We start from the raw sequence: 20,745 nt of genomic DNA, 5'->3' as shown, positions 1-20,745 counted from the left end.
ACAGGCTACGTGTGAAGGTGGCCAGGTCCAGACTCTCGATCACTCGTTGAAGGGTGTGAAGGGCAGGCTGGTGGCGATTCGGCCGAGGCTAGAGATGTCGGTGCCAGAGAAGTTGTTCTGGTTGGCGTCGTAATAGGCGTACACCGAGCCCTGCGTGGTCACGCCGATCATCCCGCCGTCGGTGAAGCCGTCAGCACAACTGAAATCGGTGTTGATGGTTGCCATCCCGCCCCAGCCGGAGCTCTTGAGCTGCTTGCGGGACCAGGACTTGGGGTTGGCTCGCGGGAAGGCGTACTGCACCAGCTCACCGGTCGAGCCGATCACGGCCGTGAAGGCGTCGACCGTCACGCCGTTCAAGGTCTTCGAGCCGGCCGTGGTGAAGGTTTTCAAGCTCCCCCAACCGGACGTGGCGATGATCTGGTCCGTGGCGACGGTACGAGCTCCATATGCTCCGGAAACCCGGTAGCGGTTGATGCCACCGGCAGTCGTCAGCGCATACAGGTAGGCGCGGTCTTGGCTGAACGAGATCTGCCGGATGCCGGACCAGCTCGTGCCGATCACTCGCTTGGTGTACGAGGTCGAGTAGATGTGAGCGTTCGCATCGGTCTTGGATGCTTGGGAGATCTCGTAGAGGGTGTTTCCGCTGAGGGCGAACCAGTACAGATTCAGCGTCCCGGGGCCGCCCCCGAACCCGAACCACGGCGCGCCCGCGGTGTCGCGGGGCACGAAGCCGAGTGTCCCTGGACCGTAGGTCTCGACCCGCCCGACTCCCCGGTCGAGGTAGTAGGAAGCAGGGACTCCGGCGGAGTTGACTCCGGCCACGTGTCCCGAGCACGACCCGAGCGGCGGGACAGCCGCGTTGGCGGGAGCGGCGGCGGTCAGCGAGGTCGTCACGACCGACAGGCACAGGACAGCGGCAGCGCAAAGCTTCTTCATGGGAGCCCTTCAGCATGAGAGGGCGCCCCAATGACGTCCCCCGACGGCGGGTCGGCTCAGGCAGCGTGCCAAGCCGATCTCCAGGTCAGAGCATACCGATGCGGCAGGTCACTTTCACCCAAATCGTCAGGATGTCTCGAAAGAAGTTCTCGACCCTGGCCAGATGTCGTTCTCACCCCGCCACGTCAGAAGCTGACCGGCAGCTCGTCGACTCCGTAGACGAACGACAGCTGGCGAAAGCTCAGCTCCTCCTGCGGCTTCGCGAGGGCGAGATCGGGGAACCGCTGGAACAGCTTGGGCAGCGCGATTCGCAGCTCCATACGGGCCAGCTCGGCACCGATGCAGCGGTGGATGCCGTGCCCGAACGCCAGGTGCCCGCTCGACGGCGTGCGCAACGGATCGAACTCGTCAGGCTGCACCCCCGCCGACGATGAGTCGCGATTGGCGCCGCTCAGCGAGGCGAGCACGACGTCGCCCGCCCTGATCTGCTGACCGAACAGCATCATGTCCTGCTTAGCGAACCGCGGGAACGCAACTTGCACGACCGAGAGATAGCGCAGGAGCTCCTCGACGATGCGGTCGACGTCCTGGGGCTCGCCCCGGCGGATCAGGGCGGCGTAGTCCGGGTCCCTCAGCAGCACGATCGTGCCGAGCGCGATCATGCCTGCGGTCGTCTCGAAACCGCCCGTGAAGACGCCGTCGGCGAGGCCCGCCAGATCGATGTCGGAGATCAGGTCGCCCTCGTCGCGGAGGATCTGGCCGATGAGTCCGGGGCCGGGCTCCTTGCGCTGCCGGGCGACCGCCTCGAAGAGGAACTTCCGCTGCTCCGAGACAGCACCGAATGCCGCTGCGCCCCCGTTGGTCGCATCGAAGCGTGCGCTCCCAAGCTTCTCGAAGGCGTCGCGGTCCTCATAGTCCAACCCGAGCAGTGCGCAGATCGTCTGGAAGGGCACCGGGAACGCAAGGTGCTTGGCCATGTCCGCACCGGTTCCCTCGGCCGCCAAGCTCTCGAGCTGGCGATCGACGATGTCTGCGATCATCGGCTCGAGCCGGGCGAGGCGCCGCATCGTGAACTCCGGCGTGACGATCTTGCGAAGTCGGGTGTGCAGGGGCGGGTCGGTGAACCCGAGGCCACCGATGTCGTCGGACGTGGCCGGGCCGTCGCCGTGGAACATGTGCCGAATGTCGTTGGAGTACGAGTCGCGGTCCGTCAGGATGCGGCGGGACTCTTCATAGCCGGTCACGAGGTAGGCCCGGAAGTTGAACGGCAGATCGAGCTTGTGCATCGGGTCCGAGGCGCGAATCTCCGCGAGCCTCGGGACCGGATCCATGCCGTTGCGCTGCAGCGGGACCTTCGTGGTCTCCGGGATGAACGAGATGCGGGAGAGGTCGATTCCCTTCTTCTGGATCCGGCGCATGACCAGCCTGCCAACCCAACCGGCAAACCTGTTCTTGACATCGACCACGGGATGAAACTACACCGCCACCTTGCGATCACGAGCCAGTCGGTGAAGGGTGAGACCAAACTCCGCCTGATTTAGCGCGTACTCGAAGGGGAATCATGAGCAGCGAGACCACCGAATCGAATCAGCCCACCGAGCTCAGGCGGGTGATGGGGCCCCGGCTACTCCTGCTGTTCATCGTGGGCGACATCCTCGGCGCCGGGGTGTATGCCGTCACCGGACAGATGGCCGGAGGCGTCGGCGGCATCGTGTGGCTGCCATTCCTGCTGGCGTTCGTGGTCGCGACGATCACGGCACTGTCCTACCTCGAGCTGGTGACGAAATATCCCCAGGCCGCCGGGGCTGCGCTCTACACGCACAAGGCGTTCGGCATCCACTTCATCACCTTCATCGTCGCGTTCGCCGTCGTGTGCTCCGGCATCACGAGCGCCTCGACCGCCTCGGCGACCCTGGCCGGCTTCCTGACCGACGGCATGGCGGTCAACGGCTGGATCGACGCTGGCGTCGGCGCGGGCACCATCACCGCGATCGCCATGGGCTTCATGCTTTTGCTCGCGGCCATCAACCTGCGGGGCGTCGGTGAGAGCGTGAAGTTCAACGTCGTCCTCACCTTGGTCGAGGTGGCGGCCCTGGCGATCGTGATCGGTGTCGGCTTCTTCGCCATCGCCAACGGTGACGGCGACCTCAGCCGGATCACGGTCTTCGAGGACGCGAACGACAAGGGCCTGTTCCTTGCGGTGACCGCCGCGACCTCGATCGCCTTCTTCGCAATGGTCGGCTTCGAGGACGCGGTCAACATGGTCGAAGAGGTCGAGGAACCCCAGAAGATCTTCCCCCGCACGATGCTGACAGGGCCTGGGTATCGCGGTGGTGCTCTACATGCTGGTGGCCGTGTCGGTCGTCAGCGTGCTCACCTCGGACCAGATCGCCAAGATCAACGAGGAAGAGGGTCGGGCGTTGCTCTCGGTCGTCTCGGTCGGCGCACCGGACTTCCCGATCGACAAGATCTTCCCGTTCCTCGCGGTGTTCGCCGTGGCCAACACCGCTTTGATCAACATGCTGATGGCGAGCCGGCTCATCTATGGCATGGCACGTCAAGACGTCCTTCCGCGCCAGCTGGGCTCGATCCTGCCCTCGCGGCGGACGCCCTGGGCCGCCATCTTGTTCACCACGGTGATGGCGCTCGGCCTGATCTACTTCGTCAGCCAGGACCCGGAGAGCAACGTCGTGGTCAACCTCGCGAGCGTCACCTCGCTGCTGCTGCTGTGCGTGTTCGCGGTCGTCAACATCGCCTGCATGGTGCTGCGCGGAAAGCGCCACGACCACGTCAAGACGTTCTTCACCTCACCCGGGCCGTTGCCCTACGTCGGCGCGTTCCTGTGCCTGTTTCTCGTCGGACCGTGGGTCGATCGCGATGCGATCGTCTACAAGATCGCCGGCATCCTCATGCTGATCGGCGTCGGGCTCTGGGCCGTGACCTTCGCGATCAACAAGGCGACCGGACAGGGCGACAGCGACTTCGAAGACGTCGATCGTCTGGGGTGACCGACCCCATGATCGTCGCCGGTTGGATCGAGGTGGCGCCGGCGGACCGAGCGGCATACTTGGACGGGTGTCGCTCGGTCGTCGAGCAGGCCCGAGCTGCGCAGGGGTGCCTCGACTTCGCCATCAGTGCCGATCTGGTCGAGGACGGTCGGATCAACGTCTACGAGCGGTGGGACAACGAGGTCGACCTGCTGGCGTTCCGGGGCGCGGGCCCCGGCGACGACCAGCAGGTCGCCATGCTCGACGCGTCGGTCCGGCGCTTCGAGATCTCGTCTGAGGGTCCGGCCTGACTCAGCCGGCGGACTCGCGGCGCTTGGACACCGTCAGGCTGACGACTGCCGTGATCGACAAGATGGCGACGATCACACCCAGGCTCAGCAGCGTCGGAATCTCTGGCACGTTGACGTTCTCGCCGCCATTGATGAACGGGAGCTCGTTCTCGTGGAGGGCGTGCATGACGAGCTTGACGCCGATGAACGCGAGCAGGATCGCCAGACCCTGCGACAGGTAGATGAGCTTCTTGAGCAGATCGCCGAGCAGGAAGTAGAGCTGGCGCAACCCCATCAGTGCGAAGACGTTGGCCGTGAAGACGAGGTAGGGCTCCTGGGTGAGTCCATAGATCGCCGGGATCGAGTCGAGCGCGAACAGCAGGTCCGTCGTGCCGAGGGACAAGATGACCAGGAACATCGGTGTGATGAACGTCTTGCCGTTCTCCTTGATGAACAGCTTGAGGCCGTGCCACTCCTCCTTGGTGTTGAAGAACCGGCGAGCGAAGCGTACGACGCCGTTCTCGCCGTCGTCGTCGTGCTCGGTGTCCTTGGCCAGTGTCCACGCGGTGTAGAGCAGGAACGCACCGAAGATGTAGAAGATCCACGAGAAGTTGTTGATCGCGACTGCGCCGAGCGCGATGAAGATGCCACGGAACACCAGGGCGATGATGATGCCAACGAGCAGGGCCTCCTGCTGCAGCTTCCTCGGCACCTTGAAGCTTGCCATGATGATCAAGAAGATGAACAGGTTGTCGATCGACAGGCTGTACTCGGTGAGCCAACCGGCAAAGAACTGCAGCCCGAAGTCGCCGCCCTTCTCGCCGGGGCCCGGGGTGACGTCATGGTGGACCATGACCCAGATGCCGAAGGCGATTGCGAGCCCGACGTAGCCCGCGAGATAGGCCGCGCACTCCTTGAGCGTCGGCTCATGCGGCTTTCGCGCCACGACGATGATGTCGAACAGCAGGACCGCGAGCGTGACGATGATCGTCACTGTCCACTCGGTCTGCGAGACCGACATGCCGATCGTCTCGGTGGTGTTCTCGGCGAGGGGCAGTTTCACTGTTTAGGTCTCCGGTCGTCTGGCGCCGGAGGTCTCTTCCGCCGCGCGATGCGGCCCGCAACACCGGGCGATTGCTGGGAATCACCGTGATGACGACATTGCGATCGGGGAATACTCCCCTCCGCAGTCCATTCTTGCAGGCAGGGCACGGCGCGACGAATCGGGACGCACCCTGCCGGACCGGTATCGGTCAGACCTCGTTGATCGCACCGGTCGCGACGTCGAAGACAAAGCCACGGATGTGGTCCTTGAGGGGGATGAACGGGTTGGCCTCGATGCGCTTGATGCCCTGCTTGACGTCGGCAACCGGCTCGGGGAACGCCTCGGAGGACCAGGTCGGCCGGATGCCGGTCTCGGCCTCGATGCCTTGGCGGAACTCATCGTCCTGGAACGTGACCATGCCGCAGTCGGTGTGGTGCAGGAGCACGATCTCCTTCGTCCCGAGCAACCGCTGGCTGATCGCCAAGGAGCGCAGCGCGTCCTCGGTCACGACTCCCCCGGCGTTGCGGATCACATGGGAGTCGCCCTCCTCGATGCCGAGGATCTTGGCGGGATCGAGGCGGGCATCCATGCAGGCCACCACCGCGACCTGCCGGGCCGGCGGCAGGGGCAGCGGGCCTTGGAAGCCTTGCTGGTAGGACTTGTTGGCTTCGACGAACTCGTCGGTCACGGTCATGGGGGTCTCCTCGACTGGTGGTCCTGGAGATCCCACGATCCCCCGTGAACCGGTGAGTCGGGGCGCGTATCAGACCGTGACACCACCGGGCAGGATCGGTGGCACGTGCTAGAGGAGGCGCCCGTTGAGCTCGAGCCAGATGCCGCGGGGCCAAGATCCGTCCGGCTGGAGCTCGGGGTGCGTGAATGCGTCGGGTGGTGCGGTCTGCGGCTCGACACAGACCGTGTCGGCGGGCTGGTCATAGATGACCCACCACGGTGTTGAGGAGGTCAGGGTCAGCTGCAGGACGCCGGGCCAGGTCAGGACCGGCGCCGAGCCCAGCCGGAAGCAGTCGTCCCACGGCCCCGTTGATGGATCGACCAGCCTGCCAGTCGGGAGGCCGTCGTTGCCGCGCTCGACCATGCGTTCGATGTCGAGCGAGAGCTCGACCTCCTCGCCGCGGTCGAGTCGCCGCCTGAACCACGGGTGCAGGCCGACCGAGCACGGTGTGTCGGTGTCGTCGTCCCACGAGAGCTCGATCCGAAGTCCTGCTGCAAGCAAGGTGTAGGTCAGTGTCGCCACGCCCGGGGTCGGCCAGGGTGAACTGATCGCCAGCTCGAAGCTGCCAGCTCCGATCGATTGCCAGCCGGTGACGTGACCGAGGCCGTGCAGGGCGTTGCCGTCGTCGACCGTCGGGAGCTGGTAGTCGTGGCCCCCCAGATGCAGGACGCCGTCGCGGATGCGGCCGGCCCACGGGACCATCGGGAAGCAACCGTCGCCGATGGCCGGGTCGATCGCGGGGTCACTGGCCCGGGCAAGGACCTCGTGCCCGTCGAGGAGCAGGCTCGTGAGCCGGGCGCCGCGCGCCGGGTCGATGACGGCTCGGACGCGATCGCTCTCCAGGACAACAGGCACTGGCCCAGTCTCGACCATCCGTCGCCGAGTCAGACACCTGCCTGGAGCATGCTGCGGAGCTCCTTCTTGAGGTCACCGATCTCGTCGCGCAGGCGAGCTGCCACCTCGAACTGCAGCTCTGCCGCGGCGGCCCGCATCTGCTCGCTGAGCTGCTCGATCAGGTCGGCCAGCTCACCCGACGGCAGGTTGGCCAGGTCGGCAGTGTGCTGGCCCAGCGGGACGGGTGCGCCCTTGCGCCGCTTGTCGCCTGTCGCGGCGAGCAGGGTCGCGGTGTCGGCGTCCTCACGCGCGAGCATGTCGGTGATGTCGCCGATCTTCTTGCGCAGCGGGGTGGGGTCGATGCCGTTGGCGGTGTTGTAGGCCACCTGCTTCTCACGACGCCGGTTGGTCTCCTCGATCGCAAAACCCATCGAGTCGGTGACGCGGTCGGCATACATGATGACCTGCCCTGACACGTTGCGGGCGGCACGGCCGATGGTCTGGATGAGCGACCGCGCCGAACGCAGGAAGCCCTCCTTGTCGGCGTCGAGGATCGCGACGAGACTCACCTCCGGGAGGTCGAGTCCCTCGCGCAGCAGGTTGATGCCGACCAGTACGTCGTACTCGCCCATGCGGAGCTCGCGGAGCAGCTCGACGCGGCGCAGCGTGTCGACCTCGCTGTGCAGGTAGCGCGTGCGGATGCCCGCCTCGAGGAGGTAGTCCGTGAGGTCCTCGGACATCTTCTTGGTCAGCGTCGTGACCAGGACCCGCTCCTCACGATCGGTGCGGGTGCGGATCTGGGAGATCAGGTCGTCGATCTGACCCTTGGTCGGCTTGACGATGACCTCTGGGTCGATCAGGCCGGTCGGGCGGATGATCTGCTCGACGACGTCGCCCTGGACCTTTTCCATCTCGTAGGTGCCTGGCGTCGCCGAGAGGTAGACGGTCTGGCCGATCCGGTCCAGGAACTCGGCCCACTTGAGCGGTCGGTTGTCCATCGCGCTCGGCAGCCGGAAGCCGTGCTCGACGAGGGAGCGCTTGCGGGACATGTCGCCTTCGTACATCGCGCCGATCTGAGGGATCGTCACGTGCGACTCATCGACGACCAGCACGAAGTCATCGGGGAAGTAGTCGAGCAGGCAATGGCCCGGCGTGCCGGGGCCGCGGCCGTCCATGTGGCGCGAGTAGTTCTCGATGCCGGCGCACGTGCCGACCTGCTGCATCATCTCGAGATCGTAGGTCGTGCGCATGCGCAGCCGTTGGGCCTCGAGCAGCTTGCCCTCCCGCTCCAGCTCGCTCAGTCGCTCCTCGAGCTCGACCTCGATCGTGCGCATCGCGCGGTTCATGGTCTCGGCGCCCGCGGCGTAGTGCGTCGCGGCGCCGACGAAGAGCTCCTGATCGTCGCTGAGGACCTCACCGGTCAACGGGTGCAGCGTCATGAGCCGCTCGACCTCATCGCCGAAGAACTCCACCCGCACGGCGTGCTCCTGGTAGACCGGGAAGATCTCGACAGTGTCGCCCTTGACCCGGAACGTTCCACGGGTCGAGGCGATGTCGTTGCGGACGTATTGCGCCTGGACGAGGGTGCGGAGCAGCTGATCGCGGGGCAGCTCCTCACCGACCTTGAAGCCGATCATCCGCTCGAGGTATTCCTGCGCGGAGCCGAGACCATAGATGCACGACACCGTCGCGACCACCACGACATCGCGGCGGGTCAACAGCGACCAGGTTGCCGAGTGCCGGAGCCGCTCGACCTCCTCATTGATCGAGGAGTCCTTTTCGATGTAGGTGTCGCTCTGCGCGATGTAGGCCTCGGGTTGGTAGTAGTCGTAGTAGGAGACGAAGTACTCCACTGCGTTGTGTGGCAGCAGCTCGCGAAGCTCGTTGGCGAACTGGGCTGCCAACAGCTTGTTGGGCATCATGACGAGCATCGGCCGTTGCAGCCGCTCGGCCAGCCATGCCGTGGTCGCGGTCTTGCCGGTGCCGGTCGCGCCGAGCAGGACATTGTCGACCGCGCCGGCCTTGATCCGCCGTTCGAGCTCGTCGATCGCTGCCGGCTGGTCACCGGCCGGCTGATAATCCGAGACGACCTCGATGGGCGCCACTTGACGCTGGAGCTCGGTCACCGACCTCATGCCATCACCACCGCGAGAACCCCGCGATGAAATGCCGTCGGCGTGATGGCTGCCCTGTCGTGCCCGCTGACGCTCGCTCTCATACGTCGAGCCTACGACCCGCCACCGACAAAGGGATCTAAAGTGTCTTCCATGGCCGTCACGGAACGCCGAGCAGAGCGCAAGCGGGAGATCCTCGAGGCGACCCGTGCGCTGTTCGACGAACGGGGTGTTCGAGACGCCCAGATCGAGGACATCGCCCGGGCCGTCGGTATCAACCGCGCCATCATCTATCGACACTTCTCCGGCAAGGAAGAGCTGTTCGCCGAGACGCTCGTGGGCTATCTCGACGAGCTCGACAAGACGTTGGCGTCGGCCGACGACATGGCGCGTCCGCCGGTCGACCGCCTCATGACCCTCGCCGAGGTCTTCCTCGAGTTCGGTGCCGGGCTGCCGGCGTTCGTCGACTGCGCCCAGGCACTGCTGCGGCGGCGGGGTGACGAGCTGATGGAAGAGGTCAACGAGCGCGTCATGTTCGACCTCGGCCGCTCGATGGCGTCGTGCCTGTCCCACGTCGTGGCGGTCCTCGAGGCCGGAGTGGCCTCAGGAGAGTTCAACGTCCGCGATCCCGACCTGCTGGCCAATGTGTTCTACACCCAGGCGCTCGGTGTCATGAACCTCGCGACGCTCCAGCTCTCCGTACGCGAGCAGAATCCAGGCCTTCCCGCTGTGGATGCGGTGCCCTTCGATGAGGTCAAGGCGCTGGTGCAGGTCGCTGCTGTGGCGATGGCTCGCGGCACTGCCTGAGCTGCACCGATCTTTGCTGCACCGCTTTGCTGCACCGAACTTTCTGCGTTTGCGCGGCCCTGCCGACGCAAACGCAGAAAGATCGGTCCTGCCGTGGCGCGGTTATGCCTCGAGGATGGCGACGACTCCCTGGCCGCCGGCGGCGCAGATCGAGATCAGGCCACGGCCCGATCCCTTCTCGTGCAACAGCTTGGCGAGGTTGGCGACGATGCGGCCACCGGTGGCCGCGAACGGGTGGGCGGTTGCCAGCGACGAGCCCTTGACGTTGAGACGGCTGCGATCGATCGAGCCGAGCGGCGCGTCCAGGCCGAGGCGCTCCTTGCAGAAGGTCGGGTCCTCCCACGCGGCGAGGGTCGTCAGCACCTGGCTCGCGAACGCCTCGTGGATCTCGTAGAAGTCGAAGTCCTGCAGCGTCAGACCCTGGCGCTCGAGCATGCGCGGCACGGCGTATGCGGGCGCCATCAGCAGGCCCTCGGCACCGGACACGTAGTCGACGGCCGCGGTCTCGTAGTCGACGAAGTAGGCCAACGGGGTCCAACCGTGCTTCTTGGCCTCCTCCTCCGAGGCCAGCAGGACCGAGGAGGCGCCATCGGACAACGGGGTGGAGTTGGCGGCGGTCATCGTGGCGCCCTCGCCCCGGCCGAACACCGGCTTGAGCGTCGCCAGCTTCTCCAGCTTGGAGTCCGGACGCAGGTTGTTGTCCTTGGTGACCCCGAGGAACGGCGTCATCAGGTCGTCCTGCCAGCCCTCGTCGTAGGACTTCGCGAGGTTGTGGTGCGAGGTCACGGCGAGCTCGTCCTGAGCTTCGCGCGTGATGGCCCACTCCTTGGTCGTGATGGCCTGGCTGTCACCCATCGACAGACCCGTCCGCGGCTCGGAGTTGCGCGGCTGGTCAGGCGCGAGGTGGCCCGGACGGATCTTGGCGATCGCCGCCAGACGCCCCTTGTTGTCCTTGGCCCGGTTGGCCTCGAGCAGGATCTTGCGGAGCTTGTCACCAACGGCCAGCGGGGCGTCCGACGTCGTGTCGGCACCACCGGCGATGCCGGACTCGATCTTGCCGAGCGCGATCTTGTTGGCGACCAGCACGGCCGCCTGGATGCCGGTGTCGCAGGCCTGCTGCACATCGTATGCAGGGGTGTCCGGCGAGAGCTTGGAGCCGAGCACGGTCTCACGTGCCAGGTTGAAGTCACGGCTGTGCTTGAGCACGGCACCCGCGGCGAACTCGCCGACCCGCTCGCCCTCGAGCCCGAACCGGTCGACCAGCCCGTTGACCGCAGCGGTCAGCATGTCCTGGTTGGAGGCGTCGGTGTAGACCGTGTTGGAGCGCGCGAACGGGATGCGGTTGCCACCGATGACGGCCACCCGGCGTACGGTCTGGGCACCACCAGCGGCCGAAACCGCGTCGGACACGGCCTCTGCGACCTTCTTGGTCGGGGCCTTCTTTGCCGGGGCCTTCTTGGCGGGCGTCTTCTTGGCAGGTGTCGTGTCGGCCATGGCGGTCTCCTCGGTCTTCGTGAACAGAGTTGAAACGGTGATCAGGAACGTGACGTGCGCCGCATCCACCGTGGTGGACTGGCACCGATCCATGAGGTTACAGTTTCAGGAGCATTCCAGATACCAATGGTATCCGAGAGATAGGACACACCCGAATCATGGCCGACCGCTATCAGTCGCTCGCTCACAACCCGATCGGCAAGTTCCTCGTCAAGAACCTGGGTCTGCCCAACCCGCCGGTGCTCGAGCGCTGGACAGAAGGGTCCCCGCTCGTCCGCGGAACCGTCCTGATCGGCGCCGCGGCGGGTGGAACCCTCGGCAAGAAGCTCACCAGCACGCTCAAGTCCAGCGGCATCACGGCTGTCGGGGTGCGCGCGGACGGCAAGACGTACAAGGCGCTGGTCTTCGATGCGACCGGCATCACCGACACGGCCGGCCTCGCCGACATGCAGCAGTTCTTCACCCCGGCCCTCCGCAGCCTCGCGTCTTCGGGTCGGCTCATCGTGATCGGCACCCTCCCCGGGCAGGCCACGTCGGAGACCGCGGCCATCGCGCAGCGGGCGCTTGAGGGATTTGTACGCTCTGCAGGCAAGGAGGTCGGCGGCAACGGCAGCACGGCCAACCTCGTCTATGTGGGCACCGGTGCGGAGAATGCACTGGGATCGACCCTCGAGTTCCTCCTCTCCCCCAAGTCGGCCTTCGTCGACGGCCAGGTCATCCGCCTTGGTCTCACCGAGCTCGTCACGTCCGACCCCGTCGCCGACCCGGCGAAGCCACTGGCGGGCAAGGTCGCGCTCATCACCGGTGCCTCGCGCGGTCTCGGTGAGGCCATGGCTCGCACGCTCCACCGTGACGGTGCCCAGATCATCGGCCTCGACGTCCCGCAGCTGTCGTCGGAGCTGGAGGCAGTCATGGCCGAGCTCGGCGGCACTGCGATCGCCGAGGACATCACCTCCCCCGACGCTCCCAAGGTCATCGCCGCGGCCGCCAAGGCGGCACATGGTGGTGTCGACATCGTGGTCCACAACGCCGGCATCACCCGCGACAAGCGGCTCAGGAACATGGCGACGGAGAATTGGAACCTCGTGATCGACATCAGCGTGGGCGCTCCCCAGCGCATCACTGCCGAGCTGCTCGAGCAGGGGCTGATCCGTCCCGGCGGACGGGTCATCGGCATCTCGTCGATCGCCGGCATCGCAGGCAACAACGGCCAGACGAGCTACGGCACGGCCAAGGCCGGCGTGATCGGCTTCGTCGAGGACCTGTCCAAGCGGGTCGCCAAGGACGGCATCACGGTCAACGCGATCGCACCCGGATTCATCGAGACCGACATGGTCCAGACCATGCCGCTCGGGATCCGCGAGGCCGGCCGGCGACTCAGCTCGCTGTCGCAGGGCGGATTGCCGATCGATGTCGCCGAGGCGATCGCCTGGTATGCCAACCCCGGCTCGTCGGCGATCTCCGGCAATGTCGTGCGGGTGTGCGGCCAGGCACTGATCGGAGCCTGACATGGTCACCCGTACGTTCGACAGGGCGCCGTCCACCGCCCCGCTGATGCTCAAGGCAGTGCTGCCGGCGATCCCCGTGATCGGCGGGTTGCCCGGCGTCAAGCATGCCAAGGGCACGGTCCCCGACATCGTGCTGGAACGCAAGGGCGTCGAGACCGACCCAAAGCACCTGGAGACGTACAACGAGGTCTGCGGGTTCCCGCGCGGCGACCACCTGCCGACGCCGTACCCCCACATGGCCGCGTTCGGGCTGCACATGTCGCTCATGACCGACACGGCGTTCCCGTTCGCGCCGATGGGGCTCGTCCACCTGCGCAACACGATCCGTCAGCATCGCCGGATCGGAGTCGCCGAGACCCTCGACGTGTCGGTGCACGCCGCCGATCTCCGCCCGTTCCCCAAGGGCTCCTTGGTCGACGTCATCACGGAGGTCTCAGTCCGTGGCGAGCTCGTGTGGGAGGAGGTCATGACGCTGTTCTCCCGTCACAAGGGTGGCTCGGCGGAGACCTCACCTGCTCCCCTCGCGGGCGTCGAGGCGCCTGACGGGGTCGTGCACTGGAAGCTCGGCGGCGACCTCGGTCGTCGATACGGCTCGGTGTCGGGCGATCGCAACCCGATCCATCTCTACCCACTGACCGCCAAGGCCTTCGGGTTCCCCAGCAACATCGCCCACGGCATGTGGACTCTCGCGCGCAGCCTGTCGGCGGTCCAGAACAAGCTGCCCGAGGCCTTCACCGTCGATGTCGAGTTCCGCAAGCCGATCCTGCTTCCCGGCACCGTCGTGTTCGGATCCCGGGCCGACGGCAAGGACCTCGTCTTCGGGGTCAAGGGAGCCAAGAAGCCCATCACGCACCTCGTCGGGCAGATCGTGGCCCACGCGTAACTCAGAGTTACAATTCGTCGTTGGACCCCATCGCCGACGGCAGCGGTGACCTTGCGACCTATCGCCGACGGCAGCGGTGACCTTGCGACCTATCAAAGGGGCTGATACGTCGCCAACTCACCGCCTCTGCGTGGGCGGGGAGCGTCAGTCGTGCGGGGTCACGCGGCGGATCAACCCTTCCTGGGCAACGGTTGCCACGAGGGTGCCGTCCTCGGTGAACACCCGGGCGACCGACAACCCGCGCGCGCCGGAGGCCGACGGCGAGGACTGGTCGTACAGGAGCCACTGATCGGCCCGGATCGGGCGGTGGAACCAGATCGTGTGGTCGAGGGACGCCGGCAGCACCTCCGGCGAGCCGATGAACTGCCCGTGCGGCACGAGGCTCGCCCCGAGCAGGCTCAGATCGCTGATGTAGGTGAAGGCGGCATTGTGGACGATGCGTGACGGGGGCAATGCGCCGTCCGCGCGGAACCAGAGTCGCTGGACGGCCGGGACCAGTGCCCGCTGCGGATCGTCCGCCGCACGGTTGTCACCGACATAGCGCATGTCGAACGACGACCATTCGCGCTTCCAGTGATCGGCAGCCTCCGGTCCGCGCATCGCGACGATGTCGGTCAGCGAGGTTGCCTCGCCCGGAGGCGGGACCGGCGGCATGACGTCCTGGTGGTCCCAACCGTCCTCGACAACCTGGAACGACGCCGTCATGTAGAAGATGATCTCGCCGTGCTGCCGCGCAGCCACGCGGCGGGTCGTGAAGGATCGACCATCGCGCACGTTCTCGACGTCATAGACGATCGGGATGCTCGGGTCGCCACCGAGGATGAAGTAGAGGTGCAACGAGTGGACATGGCGATCCTCGGGCACGGTCAGCTGGGCGGCCATCAGGGCCTGCGCCGCGACCTGCCCGCCGAACACCCGCTTGAGCGAGGATCCCTCGGGCTGGGAGCCCCGGTAGAGCCCCACCTCGAGCTGCTCGAGATCCAGAAGGCCGATGACGTCGTCAAGAGATGCAGGCACCCCCTGATCCTAGCGGGGACCACATGTGACACCACTTCGACTTGTGCACGACACCATTATGATGTCATCGTGACGTCATGGACCTGAACCCCTACATCGATGATCTTCGTCGGCACCTCGACGTTGCGGCCGCTGCCGGCGGCGAGGAAGCCCGAAAGATCGCGGAGCGCCTCGTCGCACCACTGGAGTCGGCCGCCCGACTCGTGCTCCTGGATGTGCTGTCCGCGGCTGCCGCTGAGATCACCACAGAGCTGGCACCGGGTTCTGTTGACGTACGACTGCGGGGCCGAGACCCCCAGCTGGTCGTGACGTCTCCCCCGACCGAGCAGTCCTTCGGCGAGCAACCCGCGAGCACCCAGGCCTCCGCGCCGCCACCGGTGGACTCCGACGAGGGCAACAGCTCCCGGCTGACGCTCCGGCTCTCCGAGCAGCTCAAGCTGCAGGTCGAGAAGGCCGCCGGCCGCGATGGTCTCTCGGTCAACAGCTGGCTCGTACGTGTTGCGGCGTCTGCCGCTGATCCGGATCGGGAGCGCAGGAGCGCCACGACAGGCAACACGAGCCAGCGACTCAGCGGATGGGTGCGATGACCATCACCGAGTTCCAGACCCCGGGCCCCGTCTCGGTGACGATCGACCTGGCCTGCGTCGGAGATGTCCGGCTCACGGCCGACAGTCGCACCACGACCATCGTTGAGGTCCATCCTCGCGACGGCCAGCGTGCCGCCGACGTACGCGCGGCCGAGCAGGTCACGGTCGAGCTCACGGGTGGGCTCCTGCGGATCACTGTGCTCCGCAGCTGGCGCGCGTACAGCCTCTGGGGCAACGGCGGCGCCGTGGACATCGCAATCGCCCTGCCAGCCGGATCCGACCTCGCGGCCGACCTCGCGATGGGACGACTCGATGTCGAGGGACCGCTCGGCAGCTGCCGGGTCAAGACCGCGCTGGGCAATGTCCGGCTCGACCGCGTTGGCGCCCTGCAGGTCAACACGAGCTACGGCGACATCCTGGTCGACACCATCGCAGGGGACGCCGACCTGACCACCGGATCGGGAGCGCTGCGGATCACCCGGATCGAGGGTGACGCAGTGATCAAGAACTCCAACGGCGACACCCGCATCGGCGACGTCGTCGGAGCGCTGCAGGTCAAATCGGCCAACGGCGGCATCACTGTGACGCGTGCGCGCGACTCCGTCAGTGCCAAGACCGCGTACGGCAACGTGCGCGTCGCCGAGGTCGAGCGTGGCTCGGCCGCACTCGAGACCGCATACGGCGATGTCGAGATCGGCATCCGCAGCGGCACCGCGGCGTGGCTGGACGTCAGCTCCAAGGTCGGGACGGTGCGCAGCTCGCTCGAGACCGCGGAGTCCCCTGCTGAGTCCGACCGGACCGTTGAGGTGCGCGCCCGAACGTCCTACGGCGACATCTCGATCCACCGCTCCCCCGCCTGAACAACACCATCCTGAAACGAGGAACCATGAGCAACCCCCCAGCCAGCGCGGCGATCACCGCGACCGGCCTGCGCAAGTCGTACGGCGATCAGGTCGTGCTCGACGGCACCGACCTGAGCATCCCTGCCGGGACGATCTTCGGACTGCTCGGCCCCAACGGGGCCGGCAAGACAACGATCGTCCGGATCCGGTCTACGTTGATCGACGCCGACGGCGGCACGGCCACCGTCGGCGGCCACGACGTGGCCGGTGATCCTGTGGCCGTACGCCGCCAGATCGGCGTGACGGGTCAGTTCTCGGCGATCGACAGCCTCCTGACGGGCCAGGAGAACCTGCTCCTGATGGCGGACCTGAACCACCTTCCGCGGGCTGTCGGCCGCCAGCGCGCTGCGGCGCTGCTGGAGCAGTTCGACCTCGTCGAGGCTGCCGGCAAGACCCCGGGAACATACTCCGGTGGCATGAAGCGTCGCCTGGATCTGGCCATGACCTTGATGGGAGATCCGCGCATCATCTTCCTGGACGAGCCGACCACGGGGCTGGACCCCAGAAGCCGGCAGACCATGTGGAAGATCATCCGCGAGCTGGCGGCCGACGGCGTCACGATCTTCCTGACCACGCAATACCTCGAAGAGGCCGATCAGCTCGCCGACCGGATCGCGGTGCTCGACCGTGGCGCGATTGTCGCCGAGGGCATCCCGTCCGAGCTCAAGCGACTCATCCCCGGCGGTCACGTCCTGCTGACGTTTGCGGACGCCGCAGGCCTCGAGTCCGCGGCGCGGGCACTCCCCGAAGCCGTCCCCGACCACGATGCCTTGACGCTCCACGTGCCAGGAGACGGAGGACTGACTTCGTTGCGGGAGCTGCTGCACCGCCTGGACGACTCGGTCGACGTCGCGGATCTCACGATCCACACTCCCGACCTGGACGACGTGTTCTTCGCCCTCACCACCACCCGAAAGGCCAGCTGACCATGAGCAACCTCACGATTGCCGCACACGACTCGCGAACGATGCTTCGCCGCAACCTGAGGCACATGCAGCGCTATCCCTCGCTGACCCTGATGATCATCGGGATCCCCTTGGTGTTCCTGCTGATGTTCGTCTACGTGTTCGGCGGGACGATGGGGACGACCCTCGGTGTGACCGGCGAGGGCCGCAGCGCGTACGTGGAGTACCTCGTGCCCGGGATCTTGATGATCGCCATCGCCGGAGTCGTGCAGGGCACAGCCATCTCGGTCGCGATGGACATGACCGAAGGCATCGTCGACCGCTTCCGCACCATGTCGATCTCCCGTGGGGCTGTGCTGGGCGGACACGTCATCGGCAGCATGATCCAGTCATTGCTGACCCTGACGGTGGTCATGGCCGTAGCGATTCTGATCGGCTTTCGGCCATCGGCCGGTCCCCTGGAGTGGTTCGCCGCCATCGGTGTGCTCGCAATGATCACCTTTGCGATCACGTGGCTGGCAGTCGCGCTCGGCATGGTTGCCGACAGCGTGGAGACCGCGAGCAACACTCCGATGCCGCTGATGCTCCTGCCGTTCTTTGGCAGCGGGTTCGTGCCGACCGACACGATGCCCGCCGGTCTCCGCCTGTTCGCGGAGTACCAGCCGTTCACACCGTTCATCGAGACGATCCGCGGACTGCTCACCAATGCGGAGGTCGGCAACAGCTTCGCGCACGCGGTGGCGTGGTCGATCGTGATCACGCTGCTCGGCTATGTCTGGGCCATGCGCTCATACGAGCGAGGAGCCGAGCGGGTCTGAGGCCAAGCAGCGTCAGCCTTGGTCGTTCTTGCGCTGGCGGGCGAGGAACTGCTCGAACTGGTCGGCGAGCTCGTCGCCGCTCGGCAGGTCCGCGTCGCTGGCGAGCAGAGACTCCGCGGCACCGCGGGTGAACGCGTCGTACTGCTCCTCGAGGCCACCGAGCAGGCTCGCGCCCCCCTGCTCCTCGATCTGCTGCTCGATCTCGGCGATGGTCTCACCCTGACGTGCGCGGAGCGAGTCGGCGTCGATGCTGAGGCCGGTGCGGTCCACCAGCGCGTCGATCAGTGCGAGCGAGGCGGGCGGATAGTCGATCTGTGCGAGATAGTGCGGCACGTGCACGACGTAGCCGGCGGCGTCATGGCCCCACTGCCCGAGCCGGTACTCCAGCAGCGCCTGGGCGGACGACGGAACCGTGACCTGCGCGGACCAGAGATTCTGACGGTCCACCAGGTCGGGGCGGGTGCCGTGTGCGGTGATCATCGGCGGCCGCGTGTGGGGTACGCCCATCGGAACGGCGCCGAGACCCACTGTCAACGGCACATCGTGCTGCTCGATGACGGCATGCACCTCACCGATGAACTGCTCCCACCGGAAGTCCGGTTCGGGTCCGGCCATCAGGAGGTAGGGCATGAGGTTGTGGTCGTGCTCGAGCACGATCTGCAGCTTGGGGTCGTCGTAGTCTGCGTAGTGATCCTCACGGAAGCCGATCATCGGCCGACGTGCGCGATAGTCGAACATCTCGTCGAGGTCGAACTCGTGGATGACGTCACCGTGGCCCGTGCGCAGCTGCTCGGACGCCAGCCTGGCCGCCGATCCGGCCCCGAGGAAGCCGTCGAGGGCGTGGATCAGCACCGGGCCCTTGCCCTCGCGAGGGGGCTGGTCAGGGGTGCGTCGAGGTAGCCATTTCATCGCCATGGTCAACCACTCACCCTTCTGCGCTATTCCGCGACAACGCCTCGAGGGTGTCCTCTGCCACCGCCTGCGGGGTCAACCCGAGGCGCTGGAGGATGACGTCACGCTTGGCGTGGTCGAGGAACTCCTGCTCGACGCCGTGGACCCGGATCGGGACCTCACACCCGGCGTCGCGCACGGCCTGGGTGAATGCTGCGCCGACACCGCCGTGGCGACCGTTGTCCTCCAGCGTCACGACCAGCCTGAAGCCGGAGGCGAGCGCGACGAGCTCGGGGTCGACCGGCTTGACCCAGCGGGGATCCACGACCGTGACCCCGTGGCCCGCGGCGCGGACGAGGTCAGCGACGTCGGCACCGAGATGGCCGAACGAGCCCACTGCCACCACCAGGACGTCGGGGGCCGCGTCGCGGGAGAGCACGTCACATGCTCCGATCCGTTCGATCGCCGGCAGGTCCTCGCAGACGCCCCCCTTGGCGAAGCGGATGACGGTGGGAGCATCGTCGACGTCGATCGCCTCGCGCAGCAGCTCACGCAGCTGCGAGCCGTCGCGAGGCGCGGCAAGCCGCAGGCCGGGGACGATCTGGAGGAGGGACATGTCCCACATGCCGTTGTGGCTGGCACCGTCATCTCCGGTGACACCCGCACGGTCGAGCACGAAGGTGACGCCGCACTGGTGCAGCGCGACGTCGAGGAGCACCTGGTCGAAGGCGCGGTTGATGAACGTCGCATAGACCGCGACGACCGGGTGAAGGCCACCCATCGCCAGCCCGGCAGCACTCGTGACGGCGTGCTGCTCGGCGATCCCGACGTCGAACACACGGTCCGGGAACTTGTCGGCGAAGGCGTCCAGACCCACCGGGTAGAGCATCGCGGCGGTGATCGCCACGACATCGGGACGCTCATCGGCAATGCGCACGATCTCGTCGCGGAACACCGAGGTCCAGCCCGCAGGGGCCACGTTGACGGCCTCGCCGGTCTCCCGATCGAAGGGAGTGGCCTGATGCATCTGGTCGTTCTCGTTGGCGACCGCAATGTCGTAGCCCTGACCCTTGGTCGTCAGGACGTGGACGAGAACCGGCCCCCCGAACTTCTTGGCCTGGGCCAGGGCGCGCTCGAGGGTGGGCCGGTCATGCCCGTCGACGGGACCGATGTATTTCAGTCCGAGGTCCTCGAACATCCCCTGGGGCGCCAACGCGTCCTTGACGCCCTTCTTGATCGCGTGCAGGGCTTCGTATGCTGCCGGACCCACCACCCGAGTGCGGGTGAGACGTTCCTTGATCACACCGAGCGCGGGCTCGTACTTGGGGTTGGTCCGGATCTCGGTGAGCCGGTTGGCCAGCCCGCCGACTGTCGGGGTGTAGGAACGACCGTTGTCGTTGACGATCACGACGAGGCGACGATCGTTGTCGGCGGCGATGTTGTTGAGCGCCTCCCAAGCCATGCCGCCGGTCAGGGCCCCGTCGCCGATGACCGCGACCACGTGGTCCTGCTTGCCCAGGATGTGATTGGCCTTGGCCATGCCGTCGGCATAGGAGAGACTGGTCGAGGCGTGCGAGTTCTCGACCCAGTCGTGCTCGGACTCCGCGCGGCTGGGGTAGCCCGACAGGCCACCCTCGGTGCGGAGCGTCTCGAACTGGCCGGCGCGGCCGGTCAGCATCTTGTGGACATAGGCCTGGTGGCCCGTGTCCCAGACGACGCGGTCGGCGGGAGACTCAAAAACCCGGTGGATCGCCATGCCGAGCTCGACGACGCCGAGGTTGGGACCCAGGTGCCCGCCGTTGGAGGCGACCGACGTGATCAGCAGCTCTCGGATCTCGGCGGCCAGGCGGGTCAGCTCGTCCTCGCTCAGGTCGCGCAGATCGGAGGGGCCGGTCAGGTTCGCGAGAACGCTCATCGGTGTCTCCTCGCGTCGTCGGTTCCCCTGTTCAAGGGCTGAGGGTCAGTCTATCGAGGTCGGCCGTCCGCGCCGAGCC

19 protein-coding genes and 1 pseudogene are annotated in these 20,745 nt (G+C 66.5%); 10 read left to right on the top strand and 10 right to left on the bottom strand.

The genetic code is table 11. From position 1 onward, the window contains the following. Positions 1 to 39: 39 nt before the first annotated feature. Together WKF39_RS02460 and WKF39_RS02455 are read right to left on the bottom strand one after the other, a co-directional pair. Positions 40 to 936 (bottom strand): tachylectin-related carbohydrate-binding protein, encoded by an 897-nt coding sequence (locus tag WKF39_RS02460; protein ID WP_340385524.1) that lies wholly within the window; start codon positions 934 to 936, stop codon positions 40 to 42. A 185-nt stretch (positions 937 to 1,121) separates the two neighbouring features. After that, positions 1,122 to 2,402 carry a cytochrome P450 gene (locus WKF39_RS02455; RefSeq protein WP_340385522.1) on the bottom strand — a complete coding sequence of 427 codons (1,281 nt, stop codon included), beginning with the start codon at positions 2,400 to 2,402 and terminating at the stop codon, positions 1,122 to 1,124. A gap of 95 nt (positions 2,403 to 2,497) precedes the next feature. On the opposite strand from WKF39_RS02455, the pseudogene WKF39_RS02450 reads away from it, so the two are divergent. The 3 genes and pseudogenes from WKF39_RS02450 to WKF39_RS02440 all read left to right on the top strand — a co-directional run. After that, positions 2,498 to 3,190, top strand: a pseudogene (locus WKF39_RS02450) (APC family permease); the annotation flags it as partial. A gap of 100 nt (positions 3,191 to 3,290) precedes the next feature. Beyond that, positions 3,291 to 3,944: an amino acid permease gene (locus tag WKF39_RS02445; protein WP_340385521.1), complete on the top strand. Its 654-nt coding sequence runs from the start codon at positions 3,291 to 3,293 to the stop codon at positions 3,942 to 3,944. After that, positions 3,941 to 4,234 carry an antibiotic biosynthesis monooxygenase family protein gene (locus WKF39_RS02440; RefSeq protein WP_340385616.1) on the top strand — a complete coding sequence of 98 codons (294 nt, stop codon included), beginning with the start codon at positions 3,941 to 3,943 and terminating at the stop codon, positions 4,232 to 4,234. The genes WKF39_RS02445 and WKF39_RS02440 overlap by 4 nt, the downstream gene beginning before the upstream one ends. 1 nt (position 4,235) lies before the next feature. Here the strand turns inward: WKF39_RS02440 and WKF39_RS02435 are convergent, their stop codons facing one another. The 4 genes from WKF39_RS02435 to uvrB all read right to left on the bottom strand — a co-directional run bounded on the left by WKF39_RS02435 (position 4,236) and on the right by uvrB (position 8,960). Further along, a complete protein-coding gene (locus WKF39_RS02435; protein WP_340385519.1) occupies positions 4,236 to 5,276 on the bottom strand; it encodes a TerC family protein in 1,041 nt (346 codons plus the stop codon). A 190-nt stretch (positions 5,277 to 5,466) separates the two neighbouring features. Continuing rightward, positions 5,467 to 5,952: a carbonic anhydrase gene (locus WKF39_RS02430; protein WP_340385517.1), complete on the bottom strand. Its 486-nt coding sequence runs from the start codon at positions 5,950 to 5,952 to the stop codon at positions 5,467 to 5,469. A 108-nt stretch (positions 5,953 to 6,060) separates the two neighbouring features. Beyond that, positions 6,061 to 6,846: a hypothetical protein gene (locus WKF39_RS02425; protein WP_340385515.1), complete on the bottom strand. Its 786-nt coding sequence runs from the start codon at positions 6,844 to 6,846 to the stop codon at positions 6,061 to 6,063. Positions 6,847 to 6,875: 29 nt separating this feature from the next. Further along, positions 6,876 to 8,960, bottom strand: a complete 2,085-nt coding sequence (gene uvrB / locus WKF39_RS02420) for an excinuclease ABC subunit UvrB (protein ID WP_340385513.1) — start codon at positions 8,958 to 8,960, stop codon at positions 6,876 to 6,878. Positions 8,961 to 9,092: 132 nt separating this feature from the next. Between uvrB and WKF39_RS02415 the strand changes: the two genes are divergently transcribed. After that, positions 9,093 to 9,746, top strand: a complete 654-nt coding sequence (locus tag WKF39_RS02415) for a TetR/AcrR family transcriptional regulator (protein ID WP_340385511.1) — start codon at positions 9,093 to 9,095, stop codon at positions 9,744 to 9,746. A gap of 102 nt (positions 9,747 to 9,848) precedes the next feature. Here WKF39_RS02415 and WKF39_RS02410 read toward each other — a convergent pair whose 3' ends face one another. Beyond that, positions 9,849 to 11,240, bottom strand: a complete 1,392-nt coding sequence (locus WKF39_RS02410; RefSeq protein WP_340385614.1) for an acetyl-CoA C-acetyltransferase — start codon at positions 11,238 to 11,240, stop codon at positions 9,849 to 9,851. 158 nt (positions 11,241 to 11,398) lie between these two features. Here WKF39_RS02410 and WKF39_RS02405 point away from each other — a divergent pair, with 158 nt between their 5' ends. Further along, positions 11,399 to 12,748, top strand: a complete 1,350-nt coding sequence (locus WKF39_RS02405; protein WP_340385510.1) for a 3-oxoacyl-ACP reductase — start codon at positions 11,399 to 11,401, stop codon at positions 12,746 to 12,748. 1 nt (position 12,749) lies between these two features. Then, entirely contained in the window at positions 12,750 to 13,631 is an 882-nt protein-coding gene (locus tag WKF39_RS02400; RefSeq protein ID WP_340385508.1) for a MaoC/PaaZ C-terminal domain-containing protein, read from the top strand. A 144-nt stretch (positions 13,632 to 13,775) separates the two neighbouring features. Here WKF39_RS02400 and WKF39_RS02395 read toward each other — a convergent pair whose 3' ends face one another. Then, the gene (locus WKF39_RS02395) at positions 13,776 to 14,648 is read right to left on the bottom strand and encodes an acyl-CoA thioesterase II (RefSeq protein ID WP_340385506.1); all 873 of its coding nucleotides are present in this window, start codon (positions 14,646 to 14,648) and stop codon (positions 13,776 to 13,778) included. 77 nt (positions 14,649 to 14,725) lie between these two features. Between WKF39_RS02395 and WKF39_RS02390 the strand changes: the two genes are divergently transcribed. From WKF39_RS02390 to WKF39_RS02375, 4 genes are read left to right on the top strand one after another with little or no spacing between them, the layout of a single operon-like run. Beyond that, positions 14,726 to 15,235: a hypothetical protein gene (locus WKF39_RS02390; RefSeq protein ID WP_340385504.1), complete on the top strand. Its 510-nt coding sequence runs from the start codon at positions 14,726 to 14,728 to the stop codon at positions 15,233 to 15,235. Continuing rightward, positions 15,232 to 16,095 carry a DUF4097 family beta strand repeat-containing protein gene (locus WKF39_RS02385; RefSeq protein WP_340385502.1) on the top strand — a complete coding sequence of 288 codons (864 nt, stop codon included), beginning with the start codon at positions 15,232 to 15,234 and terminating at the stop codon, positions 16,093 to 16,095. Before WKF39_RS02390 ends, WKF39_RS02385 begins: the two co-directional genes overlap by 4 nt. A 26-nt stretch (positions 16,096 to 16,121) precedes the next feature. Then, positions 16,122 to 17,063 carry an ATP-binding cassette domain-containing protein gene (locus WKF39_RS02380; RefSeq protein ID WP_340385500.1) on the top strand — a complete coding sequence of 314 codons (942 nt, stop codon included), beginning with the start codon at positions 16,122 to 16,124 and terminating at the stop codon, positions 17,061 to 17,063. A gap of 2 nt (positions 17,064 to 17,065) precedes the next feature. Beyond that, the gene (locus WKF39_RS02375) at positions 17,066 to 17,860 is read left to right on the top strand and encodes an ABC transporter permease (protein WP_340385498.1); all 795 of its coding nucleotides are present in this window, start codon (positions 17,066 to 17,068) and stop codon (positions 17,858 to 17,860) included. Between the two features lie 12 nt (positions 17,861 to 17,872). On the opposite strand, the gene WKF39_RS02370 is transcribed toward WKF39_RS02375, so the two are convergent. Both WKF39_RS02370 and dxs read right to left on the bottom strand, forming a co-directional pair. After that, positions 17,873 to 18,775: a PAC2 family protein gene (locus WKF39_RS02370; protein WP_340385612.1), complete on the bottom strand. Its 903-nt coding sequence runs from the start codon at positions 18,773 to 18,775 to the stop codon at positions 17,873 to 17,875. 10 nt (positions 18,776 to 18,785) lie between these two features. Continuing rightward, a complete protein-coding gene (gene dxs, locus WKF39_RS02365) occupies positions 18,786 to 20,666 on the bottom strand; it encodes a 1-deoxy-D-xylulose-5-phosphate synthase (protein ID WP_340385496.1) in 1,881 nt (626 codons plus the stop codon). Positions 20,667 to 20,745: the final 79 nt, after the last annotated feature.

It is taken from the genome of Aeromicrobium sp. (assembly GCF_037719875.1).
In the GTDB taxonomy this organism is placed as follows: Bacteria; Actinomycetota; Actinomycetes; order Propionibacteriales; family Nocardioidaceae; genus Aeromicrobium.
Note: the sequence above shows the minus strand (reverse complement) of the source record. Positions and strands in the feature narration are given on the sequence as shown.